The sequence below is a fragment of the Nonomuraea sp. NPDC059007 genome (assembly GCF_042740555.1).
Lineage (GTDB): Bacteria > Actinomycetota > Actinomycetes > Streptosporangiales > Streptosporangiaceae > Nonomuraea.
Map to the genome: position 1 here is coordinate 20,629 of NZ_JBHYJD010000040.1, position 26,698 is coordinate 47,326.

25 protein-coding genes are annotated in these 26,698 nt (G+C 71.7%); 17 read left to right on the top strand and 8 right to left on the bottom strand.

The genetic code is table 11. The annotated features are described in order from the left end of the window. Positions 1 to 26 precede the first annotated feature (26 nt). Positions 27 to 1,934 carry an N-acetylmuramoyl-L-alanine amidase gene (locus tag ACFWY5_RS43205; RefSeq protein ID WP_379638312.1) on the bottom strand — a complete coding sequence of 636 codons (1,908 nt, stop codon included), beginning with the start codon at positions 1,932 to 1,934 and terminating at the stop codon, positions 27 to 29. A gap of 136 nt (positions 1,935 to 2,070) precedes the next feature. Here ACFWY5_RS43205 and ACFWY5_RS43210 point away from each other — a divergent pair, with 136 nt between their 5' ends. Further along, entirely contained in the window at positions 2,071 to 3,420 is a 1,350-nt protein-coding gene (locus tag ACFWY5_RS43210) for an FAD-dependent oxidoreductase (protein WP_379638313.1), read from the top strand. On the opposite strand, the gene ACFWY5_RS43215 is transcribed toward ACFWY5_RS43210, so the two are convergent. After that, on the bottom strand, positions 3,421 to 3,858 hold the full coding sequence (locus ACFWY5_RS43215) for a VOC family protein (protein WP_379612080.1): 438 nt from the start codon (positions 3,856 to 3,858) through the stop codon (positions 3,421 to 3,423). 90 nt (positions 3,859 to 3,948) lie between these two features. Here ACFWY5_RS43215 and ACFWY5_RS43220 point away from each other — a divergent pair, with 90 nt between their 5' ends. After that, positions 3,949 to 4,554: a DNA-binding response regulator gene (locus ACFWY5_RS43220; protein ID WP_379638315.1), complete on the top strand. Its 606-nt coding sequence runs from the start codon at positions 3,949 to 3,951 to the stop codon at positions 4,552 to 4,554. Here ACFWY5_RS43220 and ACFWY5_RS43225 read toward each other — a convergent pair. Both ACFWY5_RS43225 and ACFWY5_RS43230 read right to left on the bottom strand, forming a co-directional pair. After that, complete coding sequence (locus tag ACFWY5_RS43225) at positions 4,480 to 6,375, bottom strand: histidine kinase (RefSeq protein ID WP_379638316.1); 1,896 nt, start codon at positions 6,373 to 6,375, stop codon at positions 4,480 to 4,482. The two genes, ACFWY5_RS43220 and ACFWY5_RS43225, sit on opposite strands and share 75 nt — an antisense overlap. A 25-nt stretch (positions 6,376 to 6,400) precedes the next feature. Beyond that, positions 6,401 to 7,984: a lysylphosphatidylglycerol synthase domain-containing protein gene (locus ACFWY5_RS43230; RefSeq protein ID WP_379638317.1), complete on the bottom strand. Its 1,584-nt coding sequence runs from the start codon at positions 7,982 to 7,984 to the stop codon at positions 6,401 to 6,403. Positions 7,985 to 8,063: 79 nt separating this feature from the next. Here ACFWY5_RS43230 and ACFWY5_RS43235 point away from each other — a divergent pair, with 79 nt between their 5' ends. Genes ACFWY5_RS43235 through ACFWY5_RS43260 form a run of 6 tightly spaced genes read left to right on the top strand, consistent with a single transcriptional unit; the run spans position 8,064 to position 14,671 of the window. Continuing rightward, positions 8,064 to 9,050, top strand: coding sequence for an NAD-dependent epimerase/dehydratase family protein (locus tag ACFWY5_RS43235; RefSeq protein ID WP_379638318.1), 987 nt, complete (start codon positions 8,064 to 8,066; stop codon positions 9,048 to 9,050). Beyond that, positions 9,017 to 10,390: a hypothetical protein gene (locus ACFWY5_RS43240; protein WP_379638319.1), complete on the top strand. Its 1,374-nt coding sequence runs from the start codon at positions 9,017 to 9,019 to the stop codon at positions 10,388 to 10,390. Before ACFWY5_RS43235 ends, ACFWY5_RS43240 begins: the two co-directional genes overlap by 34 nt. Then, a complete protein-coding gene (locus ACFWY5_RS43245) occupies positions 10,377 to 11,375 on the top strand; it encodes an iron ABC transporter substrate-binding protein (protein ID WP_379638320.1) in 999 nt (332 codons plus the stop codon). The genes ACFWY5_RS43240 and ACFWY5_RS43245 overlap by 14 nt, the downstream gene beginning before the upstream one ends. Further along, positions 11,375 to 12,865, top strand: coding sequence for an ABC transporter permease (locus ACFWY5_RS43250; protein WP_379638321.1), 1,491 nt, complete (start codon positions 11,375 to 11,377; stop codon positions 12,863 to 12,865). The genes ACFWY5_RS43245 and ACFWY5_RS43250 overlap by 1 nt, the downstream gene beginning before the upstream one ends. Continuing rightward, positions 12,862 to 13,878 (top strand): ABC transporter ATP-binding protein, encoded by a 1,017-nt coding sequence (locus ACFWY5_RS43255; protein WP_379638322.1) that lies wholly within the window; start codon positions 12,862 to 12,864, stop codon positions 13,876 to 13,878. Before ACFWY5_RS43250 ends, ACFWY5_RS43255 begins: the two co-directional genes overlap by 4 nt. A 19-nt stretch (positions 13,879 to 13,897) precedes the next feature. Beyond that, a complete protein-coding gene (locus ACFWY5_RS43260; RefSeq protein ID WP_379638323.1) occupies positions 13,898 to 14,671 on the top strand; it encodes an enoyl-CoA hydratase/isomerase family protein in 774 nt (257 codons plus the stop codon). Here the strand turns inward: ACFWY5_RS43260 and ACFWY5_RS43265 are convergent. Both ACFWY5_RS43265 and ACFWY5_RS43270 read right to left on the bottom strand, forming a co-directional pair. Then, the gene (locus ACFWY5_RS43265; protein ID WP_379638324.1) at positions 14,668 to 15,279 is read right to left on the bottom strand and encodes a class I SAM-dependent methyltransferase; all 612 of its coding nucleotides are present in this window, start codon (positions 15,277 to 15,279) and stop codon (positions 14,668 to 14,670) included. The two genes, ACFWY5_RS43260 and ACFWY5_RS43265, sit on opposite strands and share 4 nt — an antisense overlap. A gap of 185 nt (positions 15,280 to 15,464) precedes the next feature. Continuing rightward, positions 15,465 to 16,658: a glycoside hydrolase family 1 protein gene (locus ACFWY5_RS43270; protein ID WP_379638325.1), complete on the bottom strand. Its 1,194-nt coding sequence runs from the start codon at positions 16,656 to 16,658 to the stop codon at positions 15,465 to 15,467. A gap of 93 nt (positions 16,659 to 16,751) precedes the next feature. Here ACFWY5_RS43270 and ACFWY5_RS43275 point away from each other — a divergent pair, with 93 nt between their 5' ends. Next, the gene (locus ACFWY5_RS43275; RefSeq protein WP_379638326.1) at positions 16,752 to 17,354 is read left to right on the top strand and encodes a TetR/AcrR family transcriptional regulator; all 603 of its coding nucleotides are present in this window, start codon (positions 16,752 to 16,754) and stop codon (positions 17,352 to 17,354) included. 1 nt (position 17,355) lies between these two features. On the opposite strand, the gene ACFWY5_RS43280 is transcribed toward ACFWY5_RS43275, so the two are convergent. After that, positions 17,356 to 17,808 carry a hypothetical protein gene (locus ACFWY5_RS43280; protein WP_379638327.1) on the bottom strand — a complete coding sequence of 151 codons (453 nt, stop codon included), beginning with the start codon at positions 17,806 to 17,808 and terminating at the stop codon, positions 17,356 to 17,358. Positions 17,809 to 17,880: 72 nt separating this feature from the next. After that, complete coding sequence (locus tag ACFWY5_RS43285) at positions 17,881 to 18,705, bottom strand: alpha/beta fold hydrolase (RefSeq protein WP_379638328.1); 825 nt, start codon at positions 18,703 to 18,705, stop codon at positions 17,881 to 17,883. A gap of 68 nt (positions 18,706 to 18,773) precedes the next feature. On the opposite strand from ACFWY5_RS43285, the gene ACFWY5_RS43290 reads away from it, so the two are divergent. The 8 genes from ACFWY5_RS43290 (at position 18,774) to ACFWY5_RS43325 (ending at position 26,685) form a co-directional block, all read left to right on the top strand. Continuing rightward, positions 18,774 to 19,343: a TetR/AcrR family transcriptional regulator gene (locus ACFWY5_RS43290; protein ID WP_379638329.1), complete on the top strand. Its 570-nt coding sequence runs from the start codon at positions 18,774 to 18,776 to the stop codon at positions 19,341 to 19,343. Positions 19,344 to 19,357: 14 nt separating this feature from the next. After that, on the top strand, positions 19,358 to 19,981 hold the full coding sequence (locus tag ACFWY5_RS43295) for a class I SAM-dependent methyltransferase (protein ID WP_379638330.1): 624 nt from the start codon (positions 19,358 to 19,360) through the stop codon (positions 19,979 to 19,981). A gap of 20 nt (positions 19,982 to 20,001) precedes the next feature. Next, entirely contained in the window at positions 20,002 to 20,289 is a 288-nt protein-coding gene (locus ACFWY5_RS43300; protein WP_379638331.1) for a hypothetical protein, read from the top strand. Beyond that, positions 20,286 to 21,491, top strand: a complete 1,206-nt coding sequence (locus tag ACFWY5_RS43305) for a DUF6395 domain-containing protein (RefSeq protein ID WP_379612059.1) — start codon at positions 20,286 to 20,288, stop codon at positions 21,489 to 21,491. The genes ACFWY5_RS43300 and ACFWY5_RS43305 overlap by 4 nt, the downstream gene beginning before the upstream one ends. After that, a complete protein-coding gene (locus tag ACFWY5_RS43310) occupies positions 21,479 to 22,330 on the top strand; it encodes a M55 family metallopeptidase (RefSeq protein WP_379638332.1) in 852 nt (283 codons plus the stop codon). The genes ACFWY5_RS43305 and ACFWY5_RS43310 overlap by 13 nt, the downstream gene beginning before the upstream one ends. Continuing rightward, complete coding sequence (locus tag ACFWY5_RS43315; RefSeq protein ID WP_379638333.1) at positions 22,327 to 23,871, top strand: flavin monoamine oxidase family protein; 1,545 nt, start codon at positions 22,327 to 22,329, stop codon at positions 23,869 to 23,871. The genes ACFWY5_RS43310 and ACFWY5_RS43315 overlap by 4 nt, the downstream gene beginning before the upstream one ends. A gap of 25 nt (positions 23,872 to 23,896) precedes the next feature. Beyond that, positions 23,897 to 24,427: a YbaK/EbsC family protein gene (locus tag ACFWY5_RS43320; RefSeq protein WP_379638334.1), complete on the top strand. Its 531-nt coding sequence runs from the start codon at positions 23,897 to 23,899 to the stop codon at positions 24,425 to 24,427. Positions 24,428 to 24,618: 191 nt separating this feature from the next. After that, positions 24,619 to 26,685 carry a protein kinase gene (locus ACFWY5_RS43325; protein ID WP_379638335.1) on the top strand — a complete coding sequence of 689 codons (2,067 nt, stop codon included), beginning with the start codon at positions 24,619 to 24,621 and terminating at the stop codon, positions 26,683 to 26,685. The last annotated feature ends 13 nt before the right edge of the window (positions 26,686 to 26,698 follow it).

Consider the following 26,698-nt stretch of genomic DNA (forward strand, 5'->3'; position numbering starts at 1 on the left):
GGCGGCCCGGCCGCCCCGCCCGGTGATCAGGCCCAGGACAGGGTCACGTCACTGGCCTTGACGAACATCACGCGATGCCCGAACTGGATCTGGTAGTAGAGCGTCTTGCCGCGTACCACCTTGTGGGTGGACGGGTCGATGGTGACCGCGCGGTAGTACTCGCCGAACCGGGCGCCGCCGAAGCTGTACTTCTCGCCCGCGGAGAACGTGTACATCAGCGGTGTGATCGGCTGGTACGGGATGTCGGCCGGGTAGGCCTCCTGCTCCGGGTAGGCCCTGCCGTACACGGGGACGGTCGCGAGGCCCTTCTTGGGGGTGACGACGAGCCCCATGGACGGGATCGCGGTCGGGGCCGAGGCGGGGTTGTGGAACCAGGCCTTCTGCCCGAGGTACCAGATGGCGGTCCACTCGCCCTGGCGATCGGCGACGGCGTAGCGCTGTCCGGTGACGGCACGGGCGCTGTGGTCGTAGACGCTGTAGATGGACCTTCCCGCGCCGCGCTTGCCGATGTCGTCCACGAGCGGGCCGTCGGGGCGCGGTTCCTTGCGCAGCCAGACGGTGGCGGCGCTGGTGGGCGGGCAGTCGAGCTCGGGCTGCTTGCGGTCGCAGCCGTAGAAGTACGGCTTGTTGGTGGCGAAGTCCGGCTTGATCATGACCGAGCCCGCGTTCGGGCCGCCGAAGGGGTGGAACGGCGCGCCGAGCAGCTTGAAGTAGCGGTCCCAGTCCCAGAAGGGCCCGGGGTCCTCGTGCATGCCGCGCACGGTCGTCGGCAGGGTGCCGGGGACGTTGTCGTGGCCGAGGATGTGCGCGCGGTCGAGCGGGACGCCGTGCCTGAGCGCGAGGTACCGGACCAGTTTGGCGGAGGTGCGGTACATGGCCTCGGTGTACCAGGAGCCGCGCTCGGCGAGGAAGCCCTCGTGCTCCAGGCCGATGGACTTGGCGTTGACGTACCAGTTTCCGGCCTGCCAGCCGACGTCCTTGGTCTTGATGTGCTGGGCGATGTGCCCGTCGTTGGAGCGCAGCGAGTAGTGCCAGCTGGCCGCGCGGGCGGGGTTCAGCAGCAGGTCGATGGAGGGCCGCCAGTACCCCTCCATGTCGTGGATGATGATGTAGTCGACCTTCTGGTTGAAGGGCCGGTTCGAGGTGTCGAAGTTGCCGTAGTTGCCGTTGGGCAGTTCGGCCTGCTTGGCCGGGATCCACTCACAGGAGATCGTGGACGGGCACTCGACGCCGTCGCGGCGCGGGGGCTTGAGCCCGAGCTTGTCCAGCCACTCCTTGATCGCCCCGAGCCCGGGTACGCCGGTCAGCCTGACCTGCTGGCCGTCGTCGGTGGTGCGCTCGGCGCCCTGCTTGATCGTGGTGTAGACCTCGTCGGCGAAGAACTGGGCGGCTTCCTTCTCCTCCGCGCCCGAGTAACGGGCGACCGCGCCGTACCACTGGGCCGGGTCGTCGCTGAGCGGGGCCCCGAGCGCCTTCTGGTAGGAGGCCAGCAGCGCCGCGCCGCCGCGGATGTTGGCGGCCGGGTCGGTGCGCAGTTTCTCGTGGGTCTCGCCGGTCAGCTCGGCGGCCTTCTCCATGGTCCGCAGCGACTCGGGGATCTCGGCCGGGGCCGGCGGAGCCTCCTCGCGTGGGGGAAGGGGCCTGCTGTCGTCGCCGCGCGGGTCCTCCTCGCCCTCCTCATGGTGGTTGGAGCCGGTGTAGGCGGCGGCGTCCGTCAGGTGCATGGGGCCGAATCCGGCGTCGCTGCTGGGCCGGCCGGTGTTGGCGTCCCAGCGCGACTCCAGGTACGAGACGCCGAGCAGCACGCTCGCCGGCACCTGGAACTCCTTGGCCGCCGCGGCGAAGGCCTGCTGCCGGTCGGCGGGTTCGTCGGCGTGGGCCGCCGGAATGTTGAGTAACGGGAGCAAGGCGACGATCGCCAAGGCTCTGCGCATTCACTGCTCCTTGGACTGGGGGGCTTCAGGTGGAGTCAGCGTCTCAACATTTTCCTTCTCGGGCGAGAGTTTTGCGAAGGAATTTTTCACTACTTAACGTCTCATAGGCTGATCCGCTGTGACAGGTGCGGATCTGGTGATCCTCGGAGCTGGTCCGGCGGGGCTGACGGCCGCCTGGCGGGCCGCCGCGCGCGGCCTGTCGGTCGTCGTGCTGGAGCGCGCGGACCACGTCGGCGGGCTGTCGGCCGGGTTCGAGGTCGCGGGGGTGCGCGTGGACCACGGCAGCCACCGTCTGCACCCCGCCACGCCGCCGCACCTGCTGGCCGCCCTGCGCGGGCTGCTCGGCACGGACCTGCAGCTCCGGCCGCGCAACGGGCGGCTGCGGGTGGCGGGGCGGTTCGTCGGGTTTCCGCTCCGGGCGGGGGAACTGGTGCGGCGGCTGCCGTACCGGCTGGTGGGGGGTGTCGCCCGCGACGCCCTCACCTCCCCGCTGCGTGTACGGCCGGCCGGGGGCACCTACGCCGAAGTCCTGCGCGCGAGCCTGGGACCGGCGCTGTACGGCGCGCTCTACGAGCCCTACGCCCGCAAGCTCTGGGGCCTGCCCGGCGAGGAGATCGACGGCGACCAGGCGCGCAGGCGGGTCACCGCCGACAGCCCGTGGAAGATCGCCCGCCGAGTCCTGCGCGGCGCCCCGAACGGCCAGGGCAGGGTCTTCCACTACCCCAGGCGCGGTTTCGGCCAGATCGCGGAGGCGCTGGCCGACGCGGCGAGCGCCGCCGGAGCCGACATCCGGCTCGGGACCGCCTGCACCCGGGTGTCCGGCGGCGTCGTGCACGCGGGGCGGGAGATCCGTGCCGGGCACGTGTTCTCGACGATCCCGATGCCGCTGCTGGCCAGGCTGGTCGAACCCGGACCGGGGCCGGGGGTGCTGAGCGCGGCGGCCCGGCTGGAGTTCCGGGCGATGGTGCTGGTCTACGCGGTGCACGAGGGCGGCAGGTGGACCCCGTACGACGCCCACTACCTCCCGGACGCGGGCACCCCTGTCACCCGCGTCTCCGAGCCCGCCAACTACCGCGTCAGCGCCGCCGATCCGGCCGATCGCAGCGTGCTGTGCTTCGAGATCCCCTGCCAGGTGGGCGACGAGATCTGGACATGTGATGACTTCTCGGGGCTGATCGCCGAGTGCCTGGCCCGCTCGGGACTGCCGCCGGTCAACCTCGCCGGGATCGAGGTACGCCGCCTGCCGCACGTCTACCCGGTCTACCGCACCGGTTACGCCGAGCACCTGGCCGGTCTCGACGCCTGGGCGGGCGGCGTGGAAGGGGTCACCACGTTCGGGCGCCTCGGGCTGTTCGCCCACGACAACACCCACCACGCCATGGCCATGGCCTACGACGCGGTCGCCGCGCTGACCGCCGGGGGCTGGGACGACGCCGCCTGGTCGGCGGCGCGCACCCGTTTCACCCGGCATGTCGTGGAGGACTGATCAGCCCTCGACCGCCGCCTCCAGGCCCTTCACGTCGATCTTCCCCATCGTGAACATGGCCTGCATCGCGCGCTCGGCCCTGGCCGGGTCGGGGTCGCTGAGCAGGCGCGGCAGCGCCTTCGGGATGATCTGCCACGAGACCCCGAACTTGTCCTTGAGCCAGCCGCACCGGCCCTCCTCGCCGCCGCCCTCCAGCAGCTTGCCCCAGAGCTCGTCGACCTCCTCCTGGCTCTCGCAGTCGACGTAGAGCGAGATCGCCTCGTTGAACGTGAACTGCGGGCCGCCGTTGAGCGCCAGGAAGCGCTGGCCTTCCAGCTCGAAGGTCACGATCATCGGCGTGACGTCGACGACCTGGGAGTTCTTGAAGATCGAGACGTAGTGGTTGGCGGCTTCCTCGGCCTGGTCGTGGAACCAGAGGTAAGGGGTGATCTTCTGCATGACGTGCTCCTCTCGTGTGTCTGTATAGTCGCCAATCGGAAGTAACTCCAGGTAGTGCCGCATTCACCGATCCCGTGTGAAGGATTCACAGTGATCCGTGTGCTGATCGCAGAGGACGTCCGCATCCTCAGGGAGACGCTCACCGCCGTCCTCGCGCTGGAGGACGACCTCGAGGTGGTGGCCGCCGTGGAACGCGGCGACCAGATCGTCCCCGCGGCCGTGACCTACGCACCCGACGTCGCGGTCATCGACATCGACCTGCCGGAACTGGACGGCCTCACGGCCGCCGCCGAACTGCGCGAGAAGCTGCCCTCCTGCGCCACGCTGGTCCTGACCGGGCTGGCCAAGCCCGGATACCTGCGCCGCGCGATGGCCTCGGGCGTCAGCGGCTTCCTGCTCAAGCACTCGCCCACCGGCGACCTCATCGACGCGATCCGCAAGGTGCGGGCGGGCGAGCAGGTGGTCGACCCGCAACTCGCCCTCGCCGCGCTGCGCAGGGTCGAAAGCCCCCTGGCCGCGCGGGAGGTCGACGTGCTGCGCCAGGCCGCCACCGGCGCCGAGCCCGACGAGATCGCGGTACGGCTGTCGCTCAGCCGAGGCACGGTACGCAACTACCTGTCGTCAGCGGTCATGAAGCTCAACGCGCGTAACCGGGTGGACGCGATCAGAATCGCCGCCGACGAGGGCTGGATCTAGCGGCAGCGCCGCCGCCAGCGCGAACGTGTCCGGCCCGGTCTCGATCGACAGCTGCCCGCCCAGGATCTCGACCCGTTCGCGCAGGTTGCCGAGTCCCGATCCCGGCTCGTGGACGGGGGCGCGTACCCCGTCGTTGGCCAGGCGCAGCCCCACCGTCGCGTCGTCCACCGCGAGGACGAGCGTGCCGTGGCGGGCGTCGCTGTGCCGCAGCACGTTCGTGACCGCCTCGCGCAGCACGGTCGCCAGCACGGCGTCGTGCGTGTCCGGCAGGCGCTCGTCGGAGACGTCCGCGATCAGCTCGACGCCCGCGGCGGCCAGCACCGCGCGGGCGGAGGCGATCTCGTCGGCCAGCGCGATCGTGCCGTAGCCGGAGGCGACCGAGTCGATGTCGGACAGCACCTGGCGGGCGGCGTCAAGACCGTCGGACAGCTCCCGCCTGGCCGCCGCGGGGTCGCGGTCCAGCAGCCGCACGGCCAGCTCGGCCTTCAGCACCACCACGGACAGGCCGTAGCCGAGCAGGTCGTGCAGGTCACGGGCGAAGCGCAGCCGCTCGCGCGCGACCTCCACCCTGGCCAGCTCCATCCTGGCCTCGTGAATCTGGGCGGCCAGCCGCGCCATGCGCCACAGCGCGTAGACGATCAGCGCCCGCTCGGCGATGTAGACCAGGCCGTAGGCGGTGTCGAGCGCGTTGTCGGCCCAGCCGGTGACCGCCGCGTGGTAGTAGAGGTCGCCGAGCATCGCCGCCGCCGCGACCGCCCACCGCGGGCGCCCCGGCACCAGCGCCAGCGCCGCCCCCGGCAGGTACGCCGCCACGTACCAGAGCTTCGGCCCCAGAGCCAGGCTCGGCAGATAGGTGACCAGCACCAGCGCCGCCAGCACCCACGGCCAGTACCGGTCGGTACACAGGCACGCCCGCAGATGCAGCCCGACCATCAGCACCAGCGACGCCCCGAACAACGCCAGCAGGCCGGGCGGCGGCGGCGCCAGCGCCACCTGCCGCAGCTCCCGCGGCACGATCATGAGCAGGATCGTCGCCACCACCAGCACCGACGCCACCCTGGTGGTCAGGTCCGCGGCCACCGGACGGCTGCGCGCCGCCTCGCGGGTGGTGTGCGAGACCGACCTGACCTCGGTCAGGGCCAGCCTGGCCGTGCTCAGCCCCGTGTCGAGCTCGTGCCGGGCGCGCTCCCGGTCCTCGGCGGCGAGTACGGCCTCGCCGTGCCCGACCACGCGCTCCAGCCCGGCGCCCACCCGTTCGTTGAGCTCCTCGGCGAAGGCCAGCCGTTCCCTGGCCACCACGGCCGCGGCCAGCCCCGCCTGGGTGCCGCGCAGGTCGGCGATCAGGTCGGTCAGGCGGACCACGCCGTACAGGGCGATGCCCACGAACGCGGTCTGGCCGAGCGCCACGTACAGGCCCTCGGTCACCATCGGGCGCACGGTCAGGGTGGAGGCGAACTGGGCCGCCAGCACCAGCGCGAACCCGCCCCACTTCGGCCACGGCCGCCGGAACAGCAGCAGCATGGCGGCGGCCAGGAAACCGGTGTTGCCGTACCAGGTGGCGGGGAACAGCAGCAGACCGGCGCCGGTCAGCACCACCTGGACGGCCAGCGTCCAGGGCCAGCCGCCGGGTCTGCGGCCGTCGGCGCGCCGTACGCAGTTGCGCAGGTGCAGCGCGAACAGGACGGCGAGCAGGGCGTAGGCCAGCGCCTTCATCGGCGCGGGGTCCTTGGAGTACACGATGCCGATGACCCCGCCGAAGGCGAAGCCCGCGCTGACCCCGGCCGCGACGAGCCGGGCCAGGCGTAGCGCCGGTGCGTTCATGGGGCCGCAGGGTAGAGGCCTCAGGTCACGTATTGAGCTCGCGGTGCACGGCCGGGATCACCTTGCGAAGGTAGCGGCCGGGTTTGACGAAGGACTCGCCGCTCTGCCGGAAGGCGTAGCGGATCGGGACCTCCTGGTAGGCGAAGCCCTTGGCGAGCAGGTCGAGGGTGAGGACCTGGGCGTAGTTGTAGTCGTGGATGACCTCGGCCGCGCGCGCCGCCTCGGGGGAGAAGGCGCGGTAGCCGCTCTGGCCGTCGGTGAGGTCGCGGCGGCGGGTCAGCCAGCGGACCCAGAGCGTGAGCACCCGGTTGCCGAAGCGGCGGTGGGGGAGCATGCGCTCGATGGTGCCGGAGAAGCGGGAACCGACGACGTAGTCGGCCGCGCCGCTCAGGACGGGCGCGGCCAGGGACTCCAGGTCCTCGGGGAAGTACTCGAGGTCGGCGTCCAGGTAGACGGCGACGGCCGGGCCCCTGGCGCTCGCCTCGGCCAGGCCGCGCCGGACGGCGGCGCCCAGCCCCAGGTTGCGCGGCTGGGGGAGCACCGTGGCGCCCGCGGCCCGCGCCCGGTCGGCGGAGGCGTCGGCGGAGCCGTCGTCGATCACCAGCGTGACGACGGGGCGGCCGGAGACCGTGCGGGGCAGGCGGGCCACCACCTCGCCGATCGTGGCCTCCTCGTTGTGGACGGGGATGAACACCACGACCGGGGCGCCGGGCGCGGGCTCCTCGTACGGCGGGCGGGGCGGCAGGCGGCGGGGCAGGCGGAACCTGCCGAAGTAGCCGGGAGCCGGGACGAAGAGGGCGGGGACGCCGACGGCCAGCGAGTACGCGGTCTTGACCGCATGGGTGAGCAGGGCCACCGCGAACGCCGGGCCCGGCGCGACGCCCAGCGCGGTGAGCGCCGCGGTCGCCGCGGCCTCGTAGGAGCCGATGCCGCCCGGGGTCACCGCGACCGTCTGGGCGGCGATGGTCACGGCCGTCACCGCCACCGCGTCGGCCGGGCTCAGCGCGACGCCGCTCATCCTGGCCACCTCGTACACCACGGCCGCCTCCAGCACCCACGCCACCAGCGCGCACACCGTCACCAGCGGCACCTTGGCCTGTGGAAGGAAACGGAACGCCGCCGCCGTCACCAGCGCCAGGACGGCCGCGACCGGCCACACCCACCCACCCGCCAGCCCGTCGACCAGCGCCGGGGCCGCCACCAGGGCCAGTGCGAGCACCGCGAACAGGTCCGCCGCCCGCACCGCCACCACCGAGGCCACCACCGTCTTGGCGTCGGTCAGGCGGGTCCGGCGCAGGACCGAGGTGGCGCGCAGGGCCTCGCCCAGGCGGGCTGGCAGCACGTGGTTGCCCAGCAGCGACACGTGGACCGCCGCCCAGGCCTGGCCGCCGGGCAGTCCGGGCAGCACCCGGGTCCAGGACCACGAGCGCAGGGCGAAGGCGGCGCCGTACAGGATGAGGGCGAGCGCGAGGCCGAGCGGGTCGGACAGCAGCGCGCGGGCGGCCGTGGCGAGGTCGGGGCCGGAGACCACCCGCGTCAGGTACCAGCACGCGACGGCCAGCAGCACCACGCCGGCGATCCGCCGGGCCGCCCTGGTGACGTTCCCCATGAGGCACCTTTGTGGCTGGAAGGAGTGAGGTTAGGCTACCTTTACCTAGCTCTTTGGCGCTCCAGCGAAAGGGACGCGGGTGACAGTCGTCGTGACCGGGTCCGCGGGCTTCATCGGCCGGGCCCTGACGGAGGCGCTGCTCGCCGCGGGCCGGCGGGTGATCGGCGTCGACCGGCGGACGCAAGCCGCCCGCCCCGGGCTGACCGCGCTCACCGCCGACCTGCTCGACGACGACGACCTGGTCGGCGCCGCCCTGGCAGCCGCCGACGCCGTCTACCACCTGGCCGGCTGCCCCGGCGTGCGCGGCGACGACCGCGGCCTCGCCCGCCGCAGGCACCGCGACAACGTGCTCGCGGGCGCGCGGGTGCTGGCCGCGGTCCCGCGCGGCGTCCCGCTCATGATCACCTCCTCCAGCTCCGTGTACGGCGGCGCCCGCCACGGCCGTCCCAGTCACGAGACCGACCAGCCCCGCCCGGCCGGAGGCTACGCCCGCAGCAAGCTCGCCCTGGAACACCTGTGCGCCGGGCGGCCGGTGACCGTGGTCCGCCCGTTCACCGTCGCGGGGGAGGGCCAGCGGCCGGACATGGCGCTGTCGCTCTGGCTGGCGGCCGCCGCGCGCGGCCGCCCGCTGCGGGTGCTCGGCTCACTGGAGCGCACCCGCGACGTGACCGACGTACGGCAGGCCGCGCAGGCCATGATCGCGCTGACCGGCGTGCCCGGCGTGGTCAACATCGGCACGGGCCGGGGACGCACGCTGCGGGAGCTGGCCGGAGCCGTGGCCGAGGTGACCGGGGCGGAGGTGCGCTACGCGATCGAGCCCGCCCCGCCGGTGGAGCCGGGCGACTCGCTGGCCGACACCCGCCGGTTGCGCGCGCTGACCGGCTGGACACCGGAGACCGACCTGCTCGACGTGGTCCGCCGCCAGTACGCCCATGTCCGGACCACGACCACCGACGTCCTGGCCGCGACCGGATCGGCCGTGACCGGTCTGGCGGCGACCGGTCTGGCGGCTCCTGGTCTGGTGGCTCCTGGTTGGGCGGCTCCTGGTTTGGCGGCGACGTCGTGATCGCGGGGCCGGGTGTCGCCGTCGCCCGTGTGGGCTCCGGTGGGCTCTACCGCGGTATGGCGCTGGCCGGGGTGGTGGCCGTCGTGGCGGCGGCGCTGGGGATCGGGGTGCCGTCCACGTTCGGCGCGCACGTGGCCGTGGACGAACCCCAGTACCTGCTCACCGCCCTCTCCCTGGCCGAGGACCGCTCGCTGGACATCTCCGACGAACTGGCCGGACGCCGCTGGGTCCCGTGGGGTGGCGCGGAGCTGCCCGTCCAGACCGAGGTGCTCGACGGCGGCGCCCAGATCAGCCCGCACGACCCGCTGCTGCCCATCGTGCTCGCGATCCCGATGCGTCTCGGCGGCTGGGTGGCGGCCAAGGCGGTCATGGCGCTGATGGCCGGGGCCCTGGCCGTCCTCACCCTGTGGACGGCGGTGCGCCGCTTCGCCGTACCCCTGAAGATCGCGACGGCTGGGGTGGCGATCGCGGCGGCGAGCGCGCCGCTGGCCGTCTACGGACAGCAGGTCTACCCCGAGGTGCCCGCGGCGCTGGCCGCGGTCGGCGCCGTCGCGCTCCTGGGCACCCCGAGGATCTGGGCCTTCGCCGCGGTGGTGTCGGCGCTGCCGTGGTTGTCGGTCAAGTACGTGCCCGTGGCGCTGGCACTGGCCGCGCTCGGCCTGTGGCGTACCCGGTCGAAGGCGCTGCTGGCGGGTTTCGCCGTCATGGGCGCGCTGTACCTGGTCGTTCACCGCGTGATCTGGGGCGGCTGGACCGTCTACGCCAGCGGCGACCACTTCCAGAACTCCGGCGAGTGGGGCGTGATGGGCTTCGCCCCCGACCTCGCCGGACGCGCGCTGCGGCTGACCGGCCTGCTGGTCGACCAGGGGTACGGCCTGGCCGCCTGGCAGCCCGCCTGGCTCCTGCTGGTCCCGGCGCTCGCGCTGGGGATCAGGCGCGTGAGCCTCGTGCTGCCGCTGGCGGCGGGCTGGCTGACGGCCACGTTCGCGGCGGTGACCATGCACGGCTTCTGGTGGCCCGGCCGCCAGCTCGTCGTGGTGCTCCCGCTGGCCCTGATCCTCATCCTGTGCTGGCTGGACCGCACCTGGAAACGCGTCGCGGCGGCGGCGCTCGGCCTGTCGGGCGTGCTCACCTACGCCTGGCTGGCCGCCGGCGGCCTGGCCGGGCGGCTCACCTGGGTGTCCGGCTTCCAGGAGGTCGCCTCGCCCGTCTACCGGGCGGTCGCGAGCGTCCTGCCCGACTACCGGCGGCCCGGCTTCTGGCCCGCGCATCTGGCGTGGGCGGCGGTGCTCGTCCTGTTGTTCACGATCAACCTGAGGAAGTCCCATGTCCGTGCGTAGGCTGATCGCCGCGGCTCTGGTCCTGCTGGCCGCGAGCGCATGCGGGTCCGGCGGGGCCGAGGGCTTCGCCGACGACTCCCTGGTGATCTACTCCGGCCGCAACGAGAAGCTCGTCGGGCCGCTGCTGGCCCGCCTGAAGTCGGCCACCGGCCTGAACGTCCAGGTCAGATACGGCGACAGCGCCGAGCTGGCCGCCCAGATCATGGAAGAGGGCGAGCGCACCCGCGCCGACGTCTTCTTCTCCCAGGACGCGGGCGCGCTCGGCGCGCTGTCCAAGCAGGGCGTCCTCGCGCCGGTGCCGCAGGAGACGCTGGCGAAGGTGCCGCCGCAGTACCGCGGCGCCGACTGGGTGGGCGTCTCCGGCCGCTCCCGGGTGATCGTCTACGACCCGCGCACGGTGACCGCGCCGCCCAAGAGCGTCTTCGAGCTGACCGGCCCCCAGTGGAAGGGCAAGGTCGGCTGGGCGCCGACGAACGCCTCCTTCCAGGCGTTCGTGACCGCGCTACGGGTGCTCAAAGGCGAGGACGCCGCCAGGAAGTGGCTGACCGGCATGAAGGCCAACGGCGTCCAGAGCTTCGGCGACAACATCAAGATCCTCAACGCCGTCGACGCCGGGCAACTCCATCTCGGCCTGATCAACCATTACTACTGGTACGAGAAGACCGCGGAACAGGGCCAGATCCCCTCCAAGCTGGCCTACCTGCCGGGCGGCGACCCCGGCGCGCTCATCAACGTGGCCGGCGCCGGCACGCTCAAGGCGTCCGAGCACGCGCCCGCCGCCCAGAAGGCCGTCGGCTACCTGCTCAGCCCTGACGCCCAGAAGTACTTCGCGCAGGCCACGAAGGAGTACCCGCTGGTCGCCGGGGTCGAACCGGATCCCGCCCTGCCCAAGCTCGACGCCCTCAAGGGCCCGCGGATCGACCTGGCCGAGCTCGACTCGCTGGAGCAGACGCTCAAACTGCTCCAGGACACGGGCCTCGTCTGATGCCGCGCGGCCGCGTCCCCGCGGCGCTGCTGGTGCCCGCCCTGCTGGCGGCCGCGCTCTCGCTCGCGCCCGTCGCCTATCTCGTGGTGCGGGCGGCCGAGGGCGGTCCCGCCGCGTTCGCGGGAGTGCTCCTTCGCGTCCGTACGGCGGAGCTGGCCGTTCGGAGCCTCGGGCTGGCGGCGGTGGTGACGGCCGCCTGCCTGGTCGTGGGGGTGTCGCTGGCATGGCTGGTGGTCAGGACCGACCTGCCGGGGCGCGGGGTGTGGGGCGCGCTGGCCGCGTTGCCGCTGGCGGTGCCGTCGTACGTGGCGGCGTACACGTGGGTGGCCGCCTTCCCCGGTGTCTCGGGGTTCTGGGGGTCGGCGCTGGTGCTCACGCTGTGCACCTACCCGTACGTGTACCTGCCCGTGGCGGCGGCGCTCGGCCGGATGGATCCTGCGCTCGAAGAGGTCGCGCTGTCTCTCGGCCGCGGGCGCATGGCCGTCGTGGTCCGGCAGCTCCGGCCGGCCGCGGCGGCGGGCGGGCTGCTGGTGGCCATGTACGTGCTGGCCGAGTTCGGCGCCGTGTCGATCATGCGCTTCGACGTGTTCACCACGCAGATCTACACGTCCTACCGGGCGGGCTTCGATCGCACTCCGGCCGCTGTGCTCGGTCTGGCGCTGGTGGTGATCACTCTGCTGATCGTGCTGGCCGAGGGGCGTACGCGGGGGCGGGCCGCCTACGCCCTGCGGGGCAGCCCGGCCCGGCGGCGGGTCGTCGTACGGACCTGGAAGGCGCCCGCGCTGGCCTGGGTCACGCTCGTGGCGTCGCTGGCGGCCGGGTTTCCGCTGGTCAGCATCCTCTACTGGCTGGTGGCGGGGTCTTCGCGCGGGCTCGATCTGGGGGCGCTGTTCTCTGCTACCGGGGCCACGCTGGGTGTCTCCGCTGCGGGGGCGGTGTTGACCGTGGCGTTGGCCGTTCCCGTGGGGATTGTCGCTGCTCGGTACCGGGGGCGGCTTTCCCGGGGCGTCGAGCAGTCGGTTTATGTCGGGCATGCGCTGCCTGGTGTGGTGATCGCGTTGTCGCTGGTGTTCTTCGCCGTGCGGTACGCCTATCCGATCTATCAGCAGTGGCCGTTGCTGGTGCTGGCCTATGCGGTGTTGTTTCTGCCCGCTGCGGTGGGGGCGGTTCGGGCCTCTGTTCTGCAGTCGCCGCCGGTGCTGGAAGAGGTGGCGCGGTCGCTGGGGCGCAGTCCGCTGGGGGCGGTGCGGCAGGTGACGCTGCCGCTGGCGCTGCCGGGGGTATTGGCGGGGGCGGCGTTGGTGTTTCTCACCGCGATGAAGGAGCTGCCCGCCACGATCCTGCTGCGGCCCACCGGCATGGAGACGCTGGCCACGCGGCTGTGGACGGAGACGGGGGCCGGTGCTTATGCGGCGGCGGCGCCGTACGCGGCGCTGCTGATGGCGCTGGCCGCCGTGCCGGGATTCCTGCTGGGAAGGCGGTGGACATGAGCGGGCTTGCCGTTTCCGGGGTGACGAAGGCGTTCGGTGGCACGGCGGTGTTGCGTGGCGCCGCGCTGGAGGTGGCCGACGGGGATCTGGCGGCGGTGCTGGGGCCGTCCGGGTGCGGGAAGACGACGTTGCTGCGGATCGTGGCCGGGTTCGAACGGGCCGAGACCGGGTCGGTGCGGATCGGCGGGGCCGAGGTGGGCGGGCTGGCGCCGGAGAAGCGGCGGGTGGGGATCGTGCCGCAGGACGCCGCGTTGTTCCCGCACCTGTCGGTGGCGGGGAATGTGGGGTTCGGGCTGGTTCGCGGGCTTTTCCGGCGGGCTGGGGGTGGGGTTCTGGAGCGGGTTGAGGAGTGTTTGGAGCTGGTCGGGCTTGGGGGATACGGCTCGCGGATGCCGTACCAGCTGAGTGGGGGACAGCAGCAGCGGGTCGCGCTCGCCCGCGCGCTGGCCCCGCGGCCGGGGGTGGTGCTGCTCGACGAGCCGTTCAACGCGCTGGACCGCTCGCTGCGCGGGACCGTCCGCGACGACGTGCGCGCGGCGCTCAAGAAGGCGGGCGCGACCGCGGTCCTGGTCACCCACGACCAGGAGGAGGCGCTGTCGATGGCCGACACCGTGGCCGTGATGCGGGACGGCGTGATCGTCCAGCAGGGCACCCCGGAGGAGCTCTACGCCCGCCCCGCCGACCTGGGCGTGGCGACGTTCGTCGGCGAGGCGGTGGTCCTGGAGGCCGTCGCCATGAACGGGACCGTGACCTGCGCCCTCGGCTCGCTACGGCCCGGCGACGGCGCGGCGGGAACCGGCTGGGTGGCGTTGCGCCCTGAGCAGCTTGTGCTGGAACGCGGCGGCGCGGCCCGGGTGGAGCGGGTGGAGTTCTTCGGCCACGACGCCGCCGTCACGGTGGTGCTGCCGGACGGCGGGGTGGTGCGCGCCCGGGCGAGGGGAGAGGCGGCGCACCGAGTCGGCGACAGGGTGGGGGTGCGGGTGGAAGGGCCCGTCCTCTTCTTCGGAGAGTGATTCCGGTAGCGTGCCTGGCATGGGTGAGTTCGTGCGTGTCGAGGTGGCCGACCGGATCGCGACGATCAGACTCGATCGTCCAAAGATGAACGCCCTCAACGGGCAGGTACAACAGGAGATCGGTGAAGCCGCCCGCCTGGTCGACGCCGACCCCGTGGTGCAGGCCGTGATCCTTTACGGCGGCGAGCGCGTCTTCGCCGCCGGAGCCGACATCAAAGAAATGGCCGACATGTCCTACGCCGACATGTCCGCCCACTCCCGCACCCTCCAGGACTGCTTCACCGCCGTGGCCAGGATCGGCAAGCCAGTGATCGCGGCGATCTCGGGATACGCGCTGGGCGGCGGATGCGAGCTGGCCTTGTGCGCGGACTTCAGAGTGGCCGGAGAAGGCGCGAAACTGGGCCAGCCCGAGATCCTGCTCGGCATCATCCCCGGCGCGGGCGGCACCCAGCGCCTCCCGAGACTGGTGGGCCCGTCGAAGGCCAAGGACCTGATCTTCAGCGGCCGCCACGTGACCGCCGAGGAGGCGTTGTCGATCGGCCTGGTGGACAAGGTGGTCGCCGACGACCAGGTGTACACGGCGGCACTGGAATGGGCGTCGACCTTCGCGGCCGGCCCGACCATAGCCCTGCGAGCCGCGAAACAGGCCGTCGACCAGGGCCTGGAAGTAGACCTGGACACCGGCCTGGAGATCGAACGCCTGCAGTTCTCCGGCCTGTTCGCGACCGAGGACGCCAAGGTCGGCATGCGCGCCTTCGCCGAGAAAACCAAACCCAAGTTCACCGGCAACTAGGACGTCTCGGTGGGGCGGCGGCAGTGGTAGACGAAGGCCGGGGGCAGGTTGGCCCAGATGGTCCGGCCCACCACCACTTCTTCGAAGGACGCCTCCAGGGATCGGCGCAGTCTGCGTGCCGGGGTTGCCCAGCGCAGGTGTGCGTACGCGAACGTGGTGAAAGCGCCCTCCCGGGAGAGTGAGCCGACCACGGCGGCGAGGACGTCGCGCTGCTTGGCCGGGGGGAACGCGGCCCACGGCAGCCCGCTGACGATCACGTCAGCGGGCAGGTGACCGCGCCGGGTCAGCAGGGCGGGCAGCTGCTCGGCGGTGCCGGCCACGACGTCCACGCCGGGGAACCGGGCGGCCAGCCGGCGGGCGAACTGTTCGTTGCTCTCCACCGCGATGTGGTGGCCGCGGCCGTCGAGCAGTCGCTGGATCACTCGGGTAAATGCGCCGGTTCCCGCGCCGAGCTCGACGACGACCGGGTCGCCGGTGTGCGGGATCGGTGCGGTGATGGCGTGCGCCAGGGCGGTGCTGCTCGGTGTCACGGCGCCGACGGTCATCGGGTGGCGGGCGAATTCCAGCAGGAAGGCGATGCGGCTGTCGTCGGCGGGTCTGTGGTTCATGGTCGACGCTCGTTCCGGCCTCTTCGCGGCGTGGGCCGAACTGCCGGAGCGCTTGTTCCCTGCTGCCGTTCCACGTGTCCACTGTGCCAGAGAAGGGGCGATGACCTGGGATTTCACGCGCAACGCGGGTGCGGCCTCCCGGAGGACTCAGCGCACCGACCTGATCGCAAGCACGGCGAGGGTGTTCACGGCAGGTACGGCAGAGCGCGGGTGCGGCCGATCGCGCCCAGCCAGGCGGCCGACGGCTTGGGGGTGCGGGCGAACGTTTCCCGGTCGACGTGGATGAGGCCGAACGTGGGCGCGTAGGTGCCCCACTCGTAGTTGTCCAGGGCACTCCAGTGGAAGTAGCCGCGCACGTCGACGCCGTCGGCCATCGCCTCCGCCATACCGGTGAGGGCGGCGCCGGTGTAGGCGACGCGGCGGGTGTCGTCGGCGGTGGCGATGCCGTTCTCGGTGACGATCAGCGGGACGCCGGGGACGACGGCGGCGGTGTGGCGCAGGGCGTGACCGAGCGCGGCGGGGTAGTACTCCCAGCCGGTCAGGGTGCGTTCGGCGTCCGGGGGCACGGGCAGCGGGCCGTCGGGGCCGATGCGGGTACGGGTGTAGGACTGCACGCCGAGCCAGTCGTCGTCCGCCGCGGCCTGGAGGAAGAGGTCCTCGCGGGGGTGGGAGTAGGCGGCGGCGACGTGTTCGGCGCCGGGCAGCGGCTGGTAGACCTGGTTGGCGACGGTCCAGCCGGTACGCACGTGGGGCGCGTGGGCCTTGACCGCCTCGACCGCGCGGCGGTGGGCGTCGATGAGGGTCTGGGAGACGGCCTGGTCGGGCTCGGGCAGGCCCGCCTCGGGCATGGCGGCGCCGGTGGTGAGGAGCTGGATGAATCCGGCCATGGTGGCGAGCATGTTGGGTTCGTTGATGGTGCACACGTGCTCGACGCCTTCGGCGTACACGGGGGCGGCCGCTGCGACATAACGGGCGAACAACTCGGCGGACTCGGCCGCGTCCCAACCTCCGCGCCGGCTGAACCAGGCCGGGGTGCTGAAGTGGTGCAAGGTGAGCATGGGCCGCAGCCCGCGTTCGCGGGCGCCGTCGACCATGCGGCGGTAGTGGTCGAGCGCCGCTCGCGAGAACTCGCCCGGCGCCGGTTCGATGCGGGCCCACTCGATGCTGAAGCGGTAGTCGGTGAAGCCGAGTCCGGCCAGCAGGTCCATGTCCTCGCGCCAGCGGTGGTAGCTGTCGCAGGCGTCGCCGCTGGGTTCCTTGATGTGGCCGGTGCCGGTGGAGTTGTGCTCCATGGCCCACCAGTCGCTGTTGGTGTTGCCGCCTTCGGTCTGGTGGGCGGAGGTGGAGGCTCCCCAGAGGAAACCATCAGGAAGAGGCACGAACGGGTCCTTCCAGGTGGGGGGTGGATGGCGCCTCAGCGTAGCCACGAAAACCTTGAACCTCAATAGTTTCGTGTCGCTAGAATCCTCCGCGTGAGCGCACCACGGGGCCCCTACGCCAAGACCTCGGCCAAACGAGAGCAGATCCTCCGCGCCGCCCTGGAGATCTACGCCGAGGCCGGAAGCCGCAAGGTGTCGGTGCGCGACATCGCCAAACGGGTCGGCATGACCGACACCGGAGTCCTGCACCACTTCGGCAGCCGCGAAGCCCTGCTGACCGCCGTACTCGAGGCCAGGGACGAGATCAGCGCCGAGATGTACGGCAGCGCCCTCACCGACCCTCCGGCCGGGGCGAAGATGCTGGCCGACAACGTCTCCACGCCGGGCCTGGTCAAGCTCTTCCTCGACGTGGCTGCGGCAGCCGCCGAGCCCGAACACCCGGCGCACGACTTCTTCGCCGAGCGCTACGCCCGTTTCCGCCGCGAGGGCGCCGCCGCCCTGGCCGACCCCGTCCTCGCTCCCGACCCCGACCCCGGCCCCGGCCCTGGTCGGATCGACAGCGAGTGGGCCGCGCGGATCCTGATCGCCGCCCTGGACGGGCTGCAGATCCAGTGGTTGCTGGAGCCGGAGATCGACATGGCGGCCGACCTCGCCGCCCTGCACCGCACGCTCCTGGCGGCCCTGCGCTCGCCCTGAACTACAGATGGAAGGGCGCGGTTTCCACCTTCACGCGCAGCCAGAACCTGCCGTCGAGTTCGAGCTTGCAGTTGATTTTGTAGGTGTTCTCATTCCCGCCGCTGATCGTCGAGCCGCCGGTGTCCACACGCCTCGTGACGTTCGGTCCCTGACGAATCTCGTATCCGGTGTGCGAATGCCAGGTCGCCGAGATGCCGTTCCAGTGGCGGTGAACAGGGAAGCACCAGATGCGCATTTTGCGGGTCTTGGCGCAGGATCCAAAGCCCCGGTAGGTGTACCTGTTCGCGTTCCTGTTCCAGCTGACCACGGCCTTCACCGTGCAGCCGAAGGCGCTCGCCGCACGCGAACTGCCCCCGACGGGGCCGGCGGCGTCGGCGGGGGCCGCGCACAGACTCAGCCCGGAAACGAGAACGACCGCCCCCGTGGCCAGTACGCGTAATCGCCCATGACCCATCGAAGATCACCTCGACAGCTTGTCCAGGGTCCTTTCTCAGGCTTACCAGACCGGTGAAACCGCGTCGAGGGGCTATCCGGGGTCATCGACCCGGTTGGTGAGCAGTCGCCCGAGCTCTCGGCAGAACGCCGCCGGTTCAGTGAGGTGGGCCAGGTGGCCGCCGGGGAACTCCGCGACCTGGAGGCCGAGCCGGTCGGCGAGTTCCATGGTCGCCCGGTAGCAGGGATACCCGCGCGAGGCCCGGCCCACCGCTGGGATGATCTTGGTGCGCCGCGCGGCCAGGGCGGTCAGATCGAGCGTGCCCGCGGGATACGGCCGGAGCTCATGCTCGAACCAGTGCGCGACATTCGCCCGTATCGGTGGGATGAGCAGGTGGAGTCCCCTGCCGGCGTTCATGGCCTTGCGGTCGGGCTCGGCGAACGTGTTCTCGCGGAACAACTTCAGCGCGGGCCGCATACCGTGCCGGCGGTAGGTGGCGTACGCGTCGTGGAACAGGTCGATCCAGCGCTGCCCGTCGGGCAGCAGGCGCATCGCGGGTGGTTCGAACGGTACGACGGCGTCCACGTGGCCGGGATGCCGGGTGAGGAGTTCCAATGCCACCAGCGCGCCCGAGCTCTCGCCGAACACGGCGGCGGGCCGGGGGCCGACATGTTCGATCAGCCGAGCGGCGTCATCCGCGTCGTCGGCCAGCAGGGATTCGCCGGGCGGCTCCTCGGCGCGGCTGCCGGAGAACCCGCGACGCGCGTAACGAACCACGGTGTACTCGGCCGCCAGCCGTCGCGCGACCCGCGCGAACGCGAGGCCGGTGCCGCCCGCGCCGGGTATCAGCAGCAGCGTCCGCCCGGCCCCGGTCGTCGTGTACGAGAGCACGGCGCCGGGCACCCGAAGTTTCGGCATGCGCGACACTCTAAGAGACACGTTGTTGGTAGACAAGACACTGTGTCTACGGCCTGTACGCTACGAGGATGGCCGCGCAGTGGAAGGAGATCGTCGAGGCGCACCGCCGCGACGCCCGCGAGACGATCCTCGACGCCACGGCGACCCTGGTCGCCGAACGAGGACTTACCGGGGTGACGATGTCGAGCATCGCCGCCGAGGCCGGAATCGGACGCGCCACCCTGTACAAGTACTTCTCCGATATCGAGGCGATTCTGCACGCGTGGCACCAGCGCCACGTCGAGCACCATCTCCAGCGGCTGGAGCAGGTCCGTGCGCTGGCCACCGATCCGGGTGAACGCCTCGAAGCCGTGCTGACCGCCTGCGCCGAGCTGGCCCACCACCGCCCGGACACCGGTCTGGCCGCCCAATTGCACCGCGACCAGGACGTGGCCGGCGCCTACCATCGCGTCCACACCATGGTCCGCGACCTGATCGCCGATGCCGCCGAGTCCGGCGTCGTCCGTGTCGACGCCGCCCCGGACGAGTTGGCCGCGTACTGCCTGCACGCGCTCACCGCGGCCACCGGGATGCCGTCGGAAGCCGCGGTCCATCGCCTTGTCGCCATCACCTTGAACGGCCTGCGCGCATCCCGATAGGAGACGGCCACCCCGTGCCAGACGAGACGTACTGGAACACCAATGTCGCCCGCCACTCCGGGATTCTGCGCGAGGTGCCGCAGGGGTGCGCGGAGGCGCTGGACGTGGGCTGCGGGGACGGCCTGCTCGTTGCGAAGCTGGCAGGGAAGGCCGGGCGGGTCACCGGCGTGGACACCTCGCCGGAGATGATCGCGCGCGCCCGGGAGCGGACCGGAGGAAGCCGGGACGTCGTTCTCCTGGAGTGCGACTTCCTCGTCGCCGACCTGCCGCGAGAGGGGTTCGACTTCATCTGCTCGGTGTCCACGATCCACCACATGGACTTCGAGGCGGGTCTGGTCAGGATGCGCGAGCTGCTGCGTCCCGGCGGCAGGCTGGTGGTGGTCGGGCTGGCCCGCGACGTCACCCTGGCGGACTGGCTGGTCAGGGTCCCGGGGCTGGCCGTCGTATGGCTGATCAAGAAGGTGCGCCGGGCCGCCGGGCCGCCGGGCATGCCCGCCGCCGACGTCCAGATGGGATACGGGCAGGTACGGCGGAAGGCCCGGCGACTGCTGCCCGGATCGCGGTACCGCCGCCACCTGCTGCGCCGGTATTCGGTGATCTGGGAGAAGCCCGGGAGAACAGCCGAATATGGGGGCTGATGCCGGTATGGTGACGGTTCATGATGCGCGTCCTGGTTCCTGTACGGCTGCGTAGGGCGGTACGTGGCTGGTTCGACTCCCGGTACATCTCGGTCGCGGATCATCGCCAGGACATCAAGGACGCCCTCTGGGAGGTCCAGACGCTCCGGCGCGAGGTCGTCACCCTCCAGGAGGAGGTCAGGCAGCTCACCTCCAGGACCGGTGACGCGCAGCGGCTGTCCAAGGAGACGGCGGACGCGCTCGACCACGTCCTGCAGAACGAGGTGCTGGTCTGGCAGGCGATAGACGGGCTCAAGGAGCGCTCGTGAGGGTCGTCTGGGACGGCGCCGGGCTGACCTTCCGCCTCGACCCCGAGGACGAGATCACCGGCAGAGCGGCCGACGAGCACCCGGTCAAACTCAGGACCAGCTCGTGCGCGTTCGGCGGCGTGCCGGACGACGCGCACCCCGACCTGTTCGCCGTGGCCGCCTGGTCGGTCGTCGCGCCCTGGACCCGCAGGCGGATCACGTTCGACCGGCCCGTCTCCGCCGAGGTGGCGCGGGCGTTGCACGACGGGTGGCGGATCGAGGCGGGCCCCGTCGGCGGGCCGCCCAGGAGCCAGGGCCGGACGCTGGCGATCTCCTACAGCGGCGGCGCCGACTCCGTCGCGGCCGCGGCGATCTTCCCCGAGGCGCCGTTCGTGCACTTCAGACGGGTGCCGCACCCGAGGGTGCCCAACCGGTGGACCCACTACCGCTCCGACGTGCTGGCCGAGCTGGCGAAGAAGACGGGCCGCGAGCTGACCACGGTCACCTCCGACCTGGAGTTCACGCTCGCCGAGCCGCGCCCCGGCTACCCCGAGCACCACGCCGTCGCGGCGGGCGCGCTGCTGCTCGCCGACCGGATGGACCTCGGCGGGCTGGCGTTCGGCTACGAGCTCGGCTCACGGTGGCTGGGCGGTGACCGGTACCTGCTGCGGTTCACGCCGGACAACCCGATGTGGGCGCCGCACGGGGCGTGGGGCCGGTTGTTCGCCGCCGCCGGTGTGCCCATCGTGCTGCCGGTCGGCGGGGTCAGCGAGGCCGTGACGATGCGGCTGGCGCTCGGCTCCGCGCTCAGGGCCCAGGTCCGCTGGTGTCTCCAGGGCGGCGACGGGCCCTGCCGTACCTGCGGGAAGTGTTTCTACAAGGAGATCATCCAGGCCGCCGTGGAGCGGCGGCCCCTCGACACGCCGCTCACCGCCGACCGCGCCGTGGTGCGCAAGTGGCTGCGCAAGCCGCCTTACGGCGGCATGGAGATGATCGAGTACGGCCTGGCCCGCATCCCCGGTGTGGAAAGCTCCATACTTGCCGGAGCCCTCGACTACTTCGACGCCACGGAGGAGTCCACGAGCTGGCTGGAGCGCTGCTACCCGCCCGCCCTGGCGGAGATCCCCGAGCCGTGGCGCGAGCCGGCGAGTGCGTTCATGGCGGACAACGCCGGGCTGATGACGCCCGGCGAGGCACGGCGCGTGGAGGAATGGGGATCGTGAAGGTCTACCTGTCGGTCGACATGGAAGGCGTGACCGGGCTGACCGACCCGGAGGAGATGCACGCGGGCAAGCGCGGCTACGAACGCGGCTGCGAGCTCATGACGGCTGACGCCAACGCGGCGATCGAGGGAGCGTTCGCCGCCGGTGCGACGAACGTGCTGGTCAACGACGCGCACGGCTCCACGAAGAACCTGCGGATCGACCTGCTCGACCCGCGCGCCACGCTCATCAGAGGGCCGGGCAAGTCGCAGCGGATGGCCCAGGGACTCGACGCCTCCTTCCAGGCCGCCTGCTTCGTCGGCTACCACGCCATGGCCGGGGTGCCGCACGGGGTGCTCAACCACACGTGGATGGGCAAGGAGATCCAGAACGTCTACCTCAACGGCGAGGTCTGCGGCGAGACCAGGATCGTGGCCGCGTGCGCCGGGTTCCACGGGGTGCCGGTGGTGCTGGTCGCCGGGGACGAGGCGGTCGGCGAGGAGGCGCGCGAGCTGCTCGGCGACGTCGAGACGGTCGCGGTCAAGAAGGGCATCGACAAGTTCTCCGCCGAACTGCTGCCGCCGAGCGTGGCCCAGGCCAGGATCCGGGCGGCGACGGAGCGGGCGCTGAACCGGGTCGCGGACTTCACGCCCTATGCGGTGGCGGCGCCGTACACGCTGGGAGTGGAGTGGAACTCCACCGCCATCGCGGCGGCGGTGGCGCTGATCCCGGGTGTGAAGGCGGCGGGGACGCGCCACATCGAGTTCACGACCGACGACTTCACCCAGATCATGGCGCTGTTCGGGCTGTTCGCGACCATCGGCGGTCAGGTCGCCTGCGGAAGTGGCCCTTACGGATGAACACGGTCACCCGGCGCGGGCTCCTGGTCGGGATCGGCGCGGCCGGGGGTGCGGGGGCGATGTACGCGGCGATGGGGGCGCTGGGGCTGGCGCCCGGCGAACAGGAGAAGGCGTTCACGCCGCCGTCACCGGGCGACTTCACGCTGCGCGGCAGGGCCGCGGCCAAGGTGGTGATCATCGGGGCGGGGGTCGCGGGGCTGACGGCCGCGTACGAGCTGGGCAAGGCCGGTTACGACTGCACGCTGCTGGAGGCGCGGGCGCAGGCGGGCGGGCGGAACCTGACGCTGCGCGGCGGCGACCGGCTGACCGAGATGAGCGGGCCCGCGCAGGACGTGCGGTTCGGGGAGGGCGTGTACTTCAACGCCGGGCCCGGGCGGATCGCGCCGTGGATGGTCACCATGGACTACTGCCGCGAGCTGGGCATTCCGATCGAGGCGTTCATCAACAACAACGCCAACGCGTTCGTGCACACCAACGGGCAGACGGTCCGGGCGAAGGCCGCCCGAGCCGACATGTACGGATATGTCGCCGAACTCCTCGCCAAAGCCACAAATGTCGGCCAGCTCAACCGCAAGCTCACCAAGGACGACAAGGAACGGCTGCTGGAGTTCCTGCGCCGCTTCGGCGACCTCGGCCCGGCCTACGACTACAACGGCTCCGCCCGCCGCGGATTCGTGAAATATCCGGCCACCCAGAACGGCATCCAGCTCGACCCGCCCGGCTCACTCCACCAGGTCCTCGCCGCCGCCACCGGCCGCGCCATCACCAACGACTTCGGCTACGAACAGGCCACTCCCATGTTCCAGCCGGTCGGCGGCATGGACGCCATCGTCAAGGCCCTGACCGCCGCCGTCGGCCCCGAACGCATCAGGACCGGCGTCCAGGTCACCGAAGTCACCACCCGCGAGAAGGACGTTCATGTCACCTGGAACGGCGGCGCCCTGACCGCCGACTACTGCCTGGCCACACTCCCGCCGCACATCCTCGCCAGGATGACGCACAACCTCGGCGCAGACGTCACGGCCGCCCTGAAGCGGCCCATCCCGGTCGCCGCCGGCAAGATCGGCCTGGAGTACGGCCGGCGCTGGTGGGAGATCGACGACCGGATCTACGGCGGCATCACCGAGACCGACCTCGACATCACCCACATCTGGTACCCCTCCCACGGCTACCACTCCCGGCGCGGCCTCATCGTCGGCTACTACACCAGCGACGAGCACGCCGAGCTGTACGGCGCCCTGACCCCCGAGGACCGCCGCCGCCGGGCACTCACCCAGGGCAAGAAGATCCACGGCGAGAAGTACCGGGCCGAGCTGTTGTCCGACGTCTCCGTCGCCTGGGAACGCCAGCCGCACATCCAGGGCGGATGGGCCCGCTGGCCCTCCTTTGATTCGTCCTTCACTCTTCTGCAACGCCCCAGCGGAAGGGTTTACTTCGCGGGTGACTGGCTCACCCACCTGATCGCCTGGCAGGCGGGGGCCATGGAGTCCGCGCGCAACGCCGTCACGCAACTGCATCAACGAGTGCTGCAGTCACCGTAACGACGGCGGGCGTAAGGTCCTGAGGATGGAAGAGACTTTGCACTGGCAGCCTGCGGCGACACACACGGAGCTCCTCGCCGGCCCGGTGGCGGAGGCGGTGCGCGCGTTCGCCGACGACGACGTCCACGTGGCCGCGATCGACCCCGGCCTGGCCGACACCGCCGCGTTCTGTGAGAGGTACGGCGTGGCACTCGACGAGTCGGCCAACTGCGTGATCGTGGCCGGAAAGCGGGGCGGTGAGGTGCGGTACGCGGCGTGCATGGTGCTGGCGACCATGCGGGCCGACGTCAACGGCGTCATCCGCAAGCACCTCGACGTCCGCAAGTCCAGCTTCGCGCCGATGGCCGAGGCGGTCGAGCTGACCGGCATGGAGTACGGCGGCATCACCCCGCTCGGACTGCCTGCGGACTGGCCTATCCTGGTTGATTCGAACGTGGCATCGCATAACAGGGTCGTCATCGGCAGCGGCGTGCGCAGGTCCAAGCTCGCCGTCTCCGGGGCGCTGCTGGCCGGGTTGAAGGGCGCTGAGGTGCTCGACCTGGCCACTGGAGCGTAGGAGCTCTGACCGTAGAGAGCGAGGAACGATGCCAACGAAGGTCAGAGCGGACGCGACCATTAGACATTGAGACGTATTCGAGACCGTTGGATGGGAAACCGATGGGGCTGATCCGGACGTTGTACGAGTGGGAATGTGGCCCCATGGTTCATCTCGTGGGCGGGGATTAAGCCGGTATGGTGCTTCATGCCATGAACGATGACCGACTTGGCCCTTACCGGCTGCTCAGGCGGCTCGGTGAAGGCGGAATGGGCGTTGTCCACCTCGCTGTCGATCAGCATGGTCGGCAGGTGGCGGTCAAGGTCCTGCGTGCCGAGGTCGCCGGCGACGAGGTCGCCAGGCGGCGGCTCTCGCGCGAGGTCGAGACGATGCGGCGGGTGCGCAGCAAGTACATCGCCGAGGTGGTCGACGCCGACGTCACGGGTCATCGGCCGTACATCGTCACCCGGTACGTGGCCGGGCGCGCCCTCGACGAGATCGTCAGGGACGACGGCCCGCTGGAGCTGCCCGCGCTGCTCGCGGTCGCGCACGGCGTGGCCTCCGCACTGTCCGCCGTCCATTCCGTGGGCGTGATCCACCGCGACCTCAAGCCGGGCAACGTGCTCATCCTCGACGGCCAGCCGGTGCTGATCGACTTCGGCATCGCCCAGGCGGTCGACGCCACCCGGCTGACCCAGACCGGCATGTTCATCGGCACGCCCGGCTACCTCGCGCCCGAGATCATCGAGGGCCAGGAGGCGGGGCCGGAGGTCGACGTGCACGCCTGGGCGGGCACGCTGCTCTTCGCCGGCACCGGCCTGCCGCCCTTCGGCAAGGGCACGCTGGAGATGATCTTCTACAACATCACCGCGGGCAAGGCCGACGTGAGCGCGGCCCCGGCGGTGCTGCAGCCGCTGCTGAAGGCGGCCTTCCAGCGCAACCCCGCCAGGCGGCCCAAGGCGGCCGAACTGGCGGAGCAGACCGCGCGGCTGCTGCCCAAGTCGGCCAGAACCGTCCCGGACGAGATCTCCACCGTCCCCCGCACGGACCGTACCGGCGACTCCCAGGCCCCGGCCCTGCCTCCCCAGCAGTACGTCTCCCTGCTCCCCAACGGCCCCCAGAACGGCGGCCAGGCCCCGCCCGCCACCTCAGGTCCGCAGCAGGGCCAGACCCCGCCGGCCCCCTCGGACCCACGCCAGGGCCAAAGCGGCCAGGGCGGCCAGGGCGGTCAGGGACACAGCGGTCAGGGCCCGCACGTCAGCACGTATCCCCCGCACGGCCAGCAGCCCCCGCACGCCGCGTCGGGAGCGCAGGCGCCACCTCAGCACGGCGCGCCCCCGCCCGGCCCCGCGCATTCCGACCAGCACGCCCGGCCGCCCGGTTACCAGCCGGCTCCCGCCCAGGGCGACCCGTGGCCCACCCGCAGGGTCACCCCGGAAGAGCTGCGCCAGATGCAGGACGGCGGCGGCGCCCCCAGCGTGCCGTGGCCGGGTCAGCAGGGCTGGCACAACAGCTACCCGCCCCCTCCGCGCGAGGGCGACGTGCCGACCGCGCGGGTGCGCTCCGAGCCGCCGCCCTACGTTCCGGTGCAGGCGCCGCCGCATCAGCAGCAGTACCCGCAGGACCCGGCCACGCGCCGCGAGCCGTACATCCCGGGAGTACGTCCGGGACAGCTCCTGCAGCGGTCCCGCGCGTACGGCGTGGCCGGCGCGATGCTCCTGATCATCATGATCGTCCTGGCCGCGCTCGCCCCGGTCCTCGTGGCCCTGGTGGCGCTCCCGGTCGCCCTGCTCCTGCGCGCCGCGGACCTGGCCCAGCCCGAGCTGAGCGCGCGCCGCTCCACCGGCGCCGCCGCGCTCGACGTGCTGCGTGTCTTCGGCCACCCGAAGGCGCTGGTCAAGTCGGCGGGGATCACGCTGGCGCTGGTCCTGTACGCCGCCATCCTCGGGCTGCCGGTCACCCTCCTGCTCACGGTGCTGGGCAGAAGCGAGCCGGAGAACGCCCTGGCCTGGGGCGCGGCCGTCGCCATCTGGACCATTTGCGCCGGTCCCGGCGTCGAGGGACCTGGCCGCCAGATGCGCAGGACCCTCTCATCCCTCGTACCCTCAAGGACAGCGGCCATGGTGATGGCCGGGGTGCTCGCGGCGGGCGCCGCGCTTTCACTGGTGCTCGCCATCGGTACGTTCGGCACGTCGCCGAATTTGCGCGCAGTATGGACACCAGCGAACGTCTCGCAGCTGGAAGATCAGCTCGGGAAACTGTCGAAGTCGGGGGGATGATGCAGGGAGCCAG